Genomic DNA, 7,782 nt, shown 5'->3' on the forward strand with positions numbered 1-7,782 from the left:
AGCGAGGTGACCTCATGGCTACAAAACATTCTTCTCCAGCAGCGCCAGCCAAAAAACGTTTTTCCGTCCCGCACACTTATGCCATTCTCTTTATCATCATCATTTTGGCAGCGCTTGCTTCCTACGTGCTTCCGACAGGCGAGTTCGAACGCATCAAGGACGACGCCTCGGGCAGAACCATCGTGGTAAACGGCAGCTATCACGCTGTCGAGAGCAGCCCTGTCGGCTTTTTCGACATGTTCAAAGCAATTCCTGAAGGGATGCAAAAAGGCTCGCAAATCATCTTTTACATCTTCATCGTCAGCGGCGTTTTCGGAATCATCCGCCAGACGGGGGCCATTGAGGCGGGCATCAACAAAGGCGTCCGCTATCTGGAAGGCAGGGAAAAGCTCCTGATCCCCGCATCCATGTTCCTCTTCTCCATCGGCGGCTTCACGATGGGGATGGCGGAAGAAAGCATTATTTTCGTGCCAATCGGCATCGCTCTCGCCCGCGCAATGGGCTTTGACGCCGTAACAGGTACCGCCATGATTACGATGGGGGCAGCGGCCGGCTTCATGGGCGGCATGCTCAATCCGTTCACGGTAGGGGTCGCCCAGTCTTTGGCGCAGTTGCCGCTCTTCTCCGGTCTGACCTTCCGCGCTATCGTGTACGTCTTTGTCCTCGGCTTTGCCATCTGGTACGTCATGCGCTACGCCTACCGGGTGAAGGCAGACCCGACCAAGAGCGTCATTTACGCGATCGAGCAAAAGGAAAGCGACGAACAAGTCGCCGTCGAAATTCCCGATCTCAACGGACGCCACAAGCTGGTCTTTCTGGTCATGGTCTGTGGACTCTCCTTCAACGTCTACGGCGTGTTCGAGTACGAATGGTTCCTGACCGAGCTTACCGCTTCCTTTTTAATCATGGGACTGGTTGCCGGGCTTGTCGGCGGGCTGAATGTAAACAAGCTGTTTGACTCCTTTGTCGCTGGCGCCAAAGCCGTTACCTTCGGCGCCCTGATCGTCGGCTTCGCCCGGGCGATCACCGTCGTGCTGGAAGAAGGAAAAATTATCGACACGATGATTTACGCGCTGACTTCCGCCATCGGCCATTTGCCGGATGCCATCAACGTGCTGGCCATGTTCCTGATTCAAGCGGTGTTGAACCTGTTCATTTCGTCCGGCAGCGGCCAAGCGGCGACAACGATGCCGATCATGGTGCCAATCGCCGACCTGCTGGGCATTTCCCGTCAGGTCGCCGTCCTTGCCTTCCAGTACGGGGATGCGGTGACGAACTCGATCATTCCGACTTCTTCTGCCTTGATGGGCTATCTGGCTGTCGCTGGCATTCCGTATGAAAAATGGGTCAAGTTCATTTGGAAGCTGCTTCTCGGCTGGGCCGTCATCGCCGCCATCGCCCTGATCGTCGCTGTAACCATCGGCGTTTCCTAGAGCTAAAGACGACGCACACCTTTTTCAAAACAAGCTGGCTTGCGTCGCATGCGCCCCGCTGTGGCGCAGCCCCAGCCGCAAACCTGTGGAGGAACCATGCGCACAACAATCAAACAATTGCAGCCCGCCATTTTTTCTCTGTACGAGCATTTGCATCGACATCCGGAGGTTAGCTGGCAGGAAGTAGAAACGACCGCTTATATCGCCCGTTTTTTGCAGGAGCGTCATTGCCGGGTCACGACGTTTGACGACGTAACCGGAGTGGTGGCGGAATGGGGAGACTTGACCCCGGGAGGATTGACGGTCGGCGTGCGGGCAGATATGGATGCGCTCTGGCAGGAGGTAAACGGCGTCTTCCAGGCGAACCACTCTTGCGGGCACGATGCCCATATGACGATGGTGCTGGGCGTCCTCATGGTGTTGCAGGCGCAAAACATCCAGCTCCCCGGCCGCCTCAAGCTGATTTTCCAGCCGGCGGAAGAAAGCGGAAACGGCGCTTTGGCTATGGTAAAAAAACAAGTGGTCGACGACATCGACTATTTGTACGGCGTCCATCTGCGCCCGGTTCAGGAGATTCCGCGCGGCACGGCTGCCTCTGCCATCATGCACGGCGCGGCAGGCACCATTTTCGGGCAAATCAAGGGAGACGATGCCCACGGGGCGCGCCCGCACCTTGGCGTCAATGCCATCGAGGTGGCAGCGGCGATCGTCGAGCAACTCAAAGGGATTCACCTCGATCCGCTCGTCCCTTATTCCGTGAAAATGACGCAGCTTTCTGCGGGCAGCAAGAGCAGCAACATCATTCCCGGCTCGGCCCAGTTCCACCTGGACTTGCGCGCCCAGACGAACCTTGTCATCGACGCGCTGTTTTCCAGAGTCGAGCACATTTTGCAGCACGTCGCCCAGCTTTATGAGGTAGACTTGTCCTATGACATCACCGAGCGGGTGTACGCCGCCGAAGTCCACGAAGAGGCGCGGCAAATCATGGCCGAGGCGATTGTGCAGACGCTCGGCGCAGACCGTCTGGAAGCGCCGATTCAGACGCCAGGCGCGGAAGATTTTCACTATTACACCAAGGAGCGCCCTCACCTGCGCGCGACGATGCTGGGACTGGGCTGCGGCCTCGCACCCGGCCTGCACCATCCGCAGATGACATTTGACAAAGAAGCGCTGCTGGATGGGATCGAGATTTTGGCCCGTACAGTACTCACCACGTTTGAGCGGCACGCTGGCAAGTAAATCCGCCTGTGCGCCGCCATCGCTCATACGAATCCCAAGTCTGAGGAGAGATGGTCATGAAAATCGAACGCGTCGATCTGCAAAGAATCAAAATCCCGTTGACAGCCCCTTTTGTCACCAGCATGGGCTTGGAGACGCACAAGGAATGTATTCTCGTCCGCGCCTACAGCGGAACACATGTCGGCTTCGGCGAGAGCGTCGCGATGGACGTTCCGGTCTACAACGAGGAGGATGTCGATACAGTCTGGTATATGCTGGAAAAGTATTTGATTCCACAACTTTTTTCCCGTGAAATCGAGCACCCTGATGAAGTATCGCAAATCTTTTCCTGGATGCGCCGCAACCAGATGGCAAAGTCAGCGTTGGAAGGCGCGGTTTGGGACCTGTATGCGAAAATGAACGGCATGTCCCTCTCCCGGGCACTTGGCGGAACCCGGACGACGATTGACGTAGGGGTCAGCATCGGCATCGAGCCGACGATCGAGAAGCTGCTTGCACGCGTAGACAGCTTTATCCGCGACGGCTACAAAAAAATCAAGGTCAAGATCAAACCGGGCTTTGACGTAGAGCCGATCCGGGCGATCCGTCACACCTTTGGTCCCGACGTTCCGCTGATGGCCGATGCCAACTCCGCCTATACGCTGGCAGACATCGACATGCTGAAGCAACTGGACGACTTCGGGCTGATTATGATCGAGCAGCCGTTGGGGCACGACGACATCATCGACCATGCGACATTGCAAAGAGAACTGAAAACGCCAATCTGCCTCGACGAGTCGATCCATACGGTGGAGGATGCGCGCAAAGCGATTGAACTGGGAAGCTGCCGCATCATCAACATCAAGATCGGGCGTGTCGGCGGCCTGACCGATGCCAGGAAACTCCATGACCTGTGCGCGGCAAAAGGCGTTCCCGTCTGGTGCGGCGGCATGCAGGAAGTCGGCATCGGCCGCGCGCACAACATCGCCATCGCTTCGCTGGCCAATTTCACCATCCCGGGCGACACGTCCCCTTCGCACCGCTATTTTACAGAGGATGTAGTGACGCCGATGATCGATTTCGTTTCGCCGGGCGTACTGGCCGTTCCAACCGGAGCCGGCATTGGTTATACAATCAATGAAGCCGCCATTCTCCGCGCACTCGTTCAGCACAAGAGCTACTTTGCGAATCAAGAATCTACCACTACCGTCATTCCGAACTGGTAGGCCACATAGCCACAGGCAAAACAGGGAGCGCTACAGCAGCCTCCCTGTTTTTTTAACGCCCGTCTGCTCGTCTGTCTACTCCATCGTCGTCAACAGCTTGCACAGATTGCGTTCGGCATCCGGCCGCTCCCCGGCAGGCAGTCTTCCGAGCAGATCAAGCGCCGCATAAGGAAGCTTCAGCGCATGCGGGTCGCTGTACGTTTTTTCCCAGTATGCAGGCGAAAAAATGTACGCAAACGCAGGCTCCTTCACCTCATCCGCCAAAACAAACTCCGGCATCTGCCGATTGAGGTAAGTCTGAATCCGGTGGTTCACGATGCCTGCCTGTACCAACTCCCCGTATCCGAAGCGCTCCAGGTCCGTCAAAGCTTGCGCGTGCGTCACGCTGTGGACGACCTCGCCTGCAAAGTGGTAGCGCTGCCCGTCGATCACTCGCCCCGGCACGACGGTATGCAGCTCGGCAAACGTCCTTCGCGCCATCTCCTCGGTTGTGTCGTACGGAGCCACTTCCTCCGCCACATCCGCAGTTGTGACGGCAAAATAGCTGTCGATGCCCCAATAGCGCGTCGGTCTGTCTTCTGTCGTCTTTTTCAGCATTTCGACCAATCCGGCGACCACGCTCGGACGAACCAGATCGGGCCGATCCCGCAACGCCTTCAATGCCAGCACGCCCAATGCCAGTCCATGCCCGGATGTCCGCAGTTGCTTCACATTTTGCGTCAGTCCGTCAACGACCTGCTGCAGCAAAGCCGGATCAGCCTGTTCCTCTTGACCCAGCGGCGCAAACCATTCCGGCTGCAAGCGCCGAAACGCCTCACAGGTTCGCTCAATTCCTGCTTTTACATGCTCAGGCAGCTCATGCTCGCGATCCATGTAGTAGCCCGCCAACAAAGCCGCACCGTAATGCCCTCCAAACCAGCCTGCCTGCGCGGCCCGCGCCATTCCCACTACGCCAAGCTCCAAATACGAATCGAGTAACCGCATGCTCCATCCTCCTTTTTCCAATCAGGTATAGATTCATAATATAATAAATATTTTTGTTTGTTAAGTATAAAAATAAAATGACTCCTGCCTCGGGAGTCATTTCGGTATCGTTTGTATCAGATTGAGCGATTCGCTGCTTGCTCACGCTTCATCCAGTTTGAAATCCACTTCATCCGTCGCCGGTCGGTAGTCGACGATCAGTCCATTTCCATTCATATACCACAGCTCATCCTGCTCCATGTAAAAGGTAATGCCGTCTACTACCGCAGAAAGCCCGACTTCGTTCGGCTGCTCTTTGGCAATCCCCATGGAAAACGAATCCTGCACCGTGCTCACGCCTCCATAGCGGACAAAAAAGCGGACGCTGTCGCCTTCCTTGCATCCCCACTCTTCCTTGAACCACGCTACCGCCGGGGCCGTTACTGTCAGTTTCATCGCTCGTCACTCCTCTCTTCCCTTGTAGTTTACCTGACTTTCTAAATATGTAAAGCAAAAAAGTATATTATTCGCACTCGCCCCATGCGGCGGAACGGAAAAGAAAGACCGCTTTCCTTTTCGGAAAAGCGGTCTTCTTCTGTTACTTCAATGGAAGTGTAACCAAAAAACTCGTTCCTATGCCTTCTTCGCTGCTTACCGTAATTTTGCCGTGATGGGCGTCCACGATCCACTTGGCGATGGACAGGCCGAGCCCAGTTCCTTCCGTCGCACGCGAACGCATTTTGTCCACCCGGAAAAAACGATCAAACAGGAATGGAATGTTCTCCTTGGAAATGCCGATCCCGCTGTCCTTCACCAGAATGGCGACGCGGTTTCCTTCTTTTTTGCACGAAACAAAAATGGTGCCGCCTTTGTTCGTGTACTTGAGAGCGTTGTCCAGCAAAATGACCATGAGCTGGTGCAGGCGCTCCTCGTCCCCGACGATCTCCAGCGGCTCCTCAATCGCTGTCTCCAGGCTGATTTCCTTCACGATGGCGAGCTGGGAAAATACTTGCGTGCATTTCTGCACCATCTCATCCAGCCGAAATTTTCTGCTCATAATCTGCAGTTCATTGGAGTCGCTGCGGGCGAGCGTCAACAGGTCGGCTACCAGCTTGCTCAACCGCTTCGCCTCCTGCATGCCGATCATGATTTTTTCGCTTTCCTGCTCGATGGTATGATCGGGATGGCGGAACAGCCGCTCCAGATTGACCATGATCGCTGTCAACGGCGTGCGCAACTCGTGCGAGGCATCTGCAATAAACTGCTGCTGCTTTTCCCACGATACCTGGATCGGGATGAGGGCGCGTCTCGCCAAAAACCAGCCGACGATGATCGCAATGACAATGCTCACTATATCGCCAATGACCACGACGTACAACAGGCTGCTCAGCATGTTCTGCTCGGGCGCCAGATTGTAAATCAACTGAAACTGGTAGGCTACTTGCAAGTGATCGCCCACGACGACTTTTTTCGGCACGGTGACCGTCTGTACCCGATATACCTGTCCTTTGATCGTCACGGTTTCGATGCCGTCCGGCTTGCCGATATGGAAAAAGTTCGGCAACTCCTCCGGCTCCAGACGCTCGCCAAAAGCCGTTCCGATCACCCGGCCAAAGCTATCCCAGACCAGCAGGGCGTACCTGCGATCGAGATCCATGTACTTTTTTCGCTCCAGGCGATTGTAAGGAAAAGGATCATCGTTAATCCGCTGCAAGCGAGGCAGAGGGTCTACCGTAAGCCGCTGACTCACCTTCTCCAGCTCTCGGTCTACTTGCGAGTACAGCCGATACTTCATCGTATAGTAAACGGCACTCCCCAACGCATTGAGCAGCAGAAATACCACGACGACATTCAGTGTCACCAGGCGAATCCGCGTTTTTCGAAACATTACCGTTCTTCCTTTTTCAAAATGTAGCCCACGTTGCGGATCGTGCGAATGTAGCTTTCGTAAGCTCCCAGCTTTTTGCGCAAATAATGGACGTACAGATCGACTACTCCGTAATTCGCCTCTGAGTCGATGCCCCATACGCGGTCAAAAATTTGCTGGCGCGTCAGGATTTGCTCCCGATTTTGCAGAAAATATTTGAGCAGCTCGTATTCCTTCGTGGTCAGCTTCATCGGCTCGTCATCCACAAAGCCGTCGTATTCATTTACCTTTAACGAAATCGGGCCGTATGCCATTTCGCCTTCTGTGCCGGTCTTTCCGTTGCGCCGCAGCAAGGCTCGCACTCTCGCCGTCAACTCTTCTGCGGCAAAAGGCTTGACCAGATAATCATCGGCTCCCGCATCCAGTCCCTCGACTCTCGCCTTGACGCTGTCCTTTGCCGTCAAGAACAGAACAGGGGTCATCATTCCTTTGGCACGAAGCGTTTTAACCAGAGTCAGGCCATCCATGCCCGGCATCATGATGTCGAGTACAAGCAAATCATAAATGCCTCGCTGCACCAGCAGCAAGCCATCATCTCCCCGATCAGCCGTATCCACTTGATAGCCTTCATCGCTCAAAACGCCAGCAATAGTCTGTAGCAGGGCTTGTTCATCTTCGACTGCAAGAATCAGCATGTATATCCCCTTTCATCTATAACAGCTAGCTGTTGTTGTTCATATGCTTCTTCTTTTCCAGCATGAATCGTTATTTCATCCAGCATAGCATAAACGACCGGAATCACAATGCTTGCGAGTAGACAGACACTTTCATTAGAGCATTCGTTCTTTTGAATGAGATTTGAGAGCCAAAAGCAGAGCGTCGTTGTCTTGTTGCCTGATCTATGCAAAAAAGCTGTATTCCCGATTACTTTTGTGAGTAATGGAGAATACAGCTTTTTTCTCATTCCTTCAAAACTGAATACGCATGTTTGCTAAGAGATGTGTGGATAAGTCCTCGACCGATTAGTATTCGTCAGCTCCACGCGTTGCCGCGCTTCCACACCGAACCTATCAAC

General features: G+C 54.6%; 7 protein-coding genes. 3 read left to right on the forward strand and 4 right to left on the reverse strand.

The annotated features are described in order from the left end of the window. Window positions 1-14 precede the first annotated feature (14 nt). The 3 genes from AC3WQH_RS19100 (at window position 15) to menC (ending at window position 3,877) form a co-directional block, all read left to right on the forward strand. A complete protein-coding gene (locus AC3WQH_RS19100) occupies window positions 15-1,433 on the forward strand; it encodes a YfcC family protein (RefSeq protein ID WP_005832193.1) in 1,419 nt (472 codons plus the stop codon). Between the two features lie 96 nt (window positions 1,434-1,529). After that, window positions 1,530-2,672 (forward strand): M20 peptidase aminoacylase family protein, encoded by a 1,143-nt coding sequence (locus tag AC3WQH_RS19105; protein ID WP_005832192.1) that lies wholly within the window; start codon window positions 1,530-1,532, stop codon window positions 2,670-2,672. A 56-nt stretch (window positions 2,673-2,728) separates the two neighbouring features. Beyond that, window positions 2,729-3,877: an o-succinylbenzoate synthase gene (menC, locus tag AC3WQH_RS19110; protein WP_026558314.1), complete on the forward strand. Its 1,149-nt coding sequence runs from the start codon at window positions 2,729-2,731 to the stop codon at window positions 3,875-3,877. 75 nt (window positions 3,878-3,952) lie between these two features. Here the strand turns inward: menC and AC3WQH_RS19115 are convergent, their stop codons facing one another. The 4 genes from AC3WQH_RS19115 to AC3WQH_RS19130 form a co-directional block, all read right to left on the reverse strand. Further along, entirely contained in the window at window positions 3,953-4,861 is a 909-nt protein-coding gene (locus AC3WQH_RS19115; protein WP_025845284.1) for a hypothetical protein, read from the reverse strand. Window positions 4,862-5,002: 141 nt separating this feature from the next. Continuing rightward, window positions 5,003-5,296 carry a HesB/YadR/YfhF family protein gene (locus tag AC3WQH_RS19120; protein ID WP_005832187.1) on the reverse strand — a complete coding sequence of 98 codons (294 nt, stop codon included), beginning with the start codon at window positions 5,294-5,296 and terminating at the stop codon, window positions 5,003-5,005. 142 nt (window positions 5,297-5,438) lie between these two features. After that, a complete protein-coding gene (locus AC3WQH_RS19125; protein ID WP_310670286.1) occupies window positions 5,439-6,728 on the reverse strand; it encodes a sensor histidine kinase in 1,290 nt (429 codons plus the stop codon). After that, window positions 6,728-7,402: a response regulator transcription factor gene (locus AC3WQH_RS19130; RefSeq protein ID WP_429787724.1), complete on the reverse strand. Its 675-nt coding sequence runs from the start codon at window positions 7,400-7,402 to the stop codon at window positions 6,728-6,730. Before AC3WQH_RS19130 ends, AC3WQH_RS19125 begins: the two co-directional genes overlap by 1 nt. Window positions 7,403-7,782 lie beyond the last annotated feature (380 nt).

It is taken from the genome of Brevibacillus sp. FW301-21C12A (genome assembly GCF_058788915.1).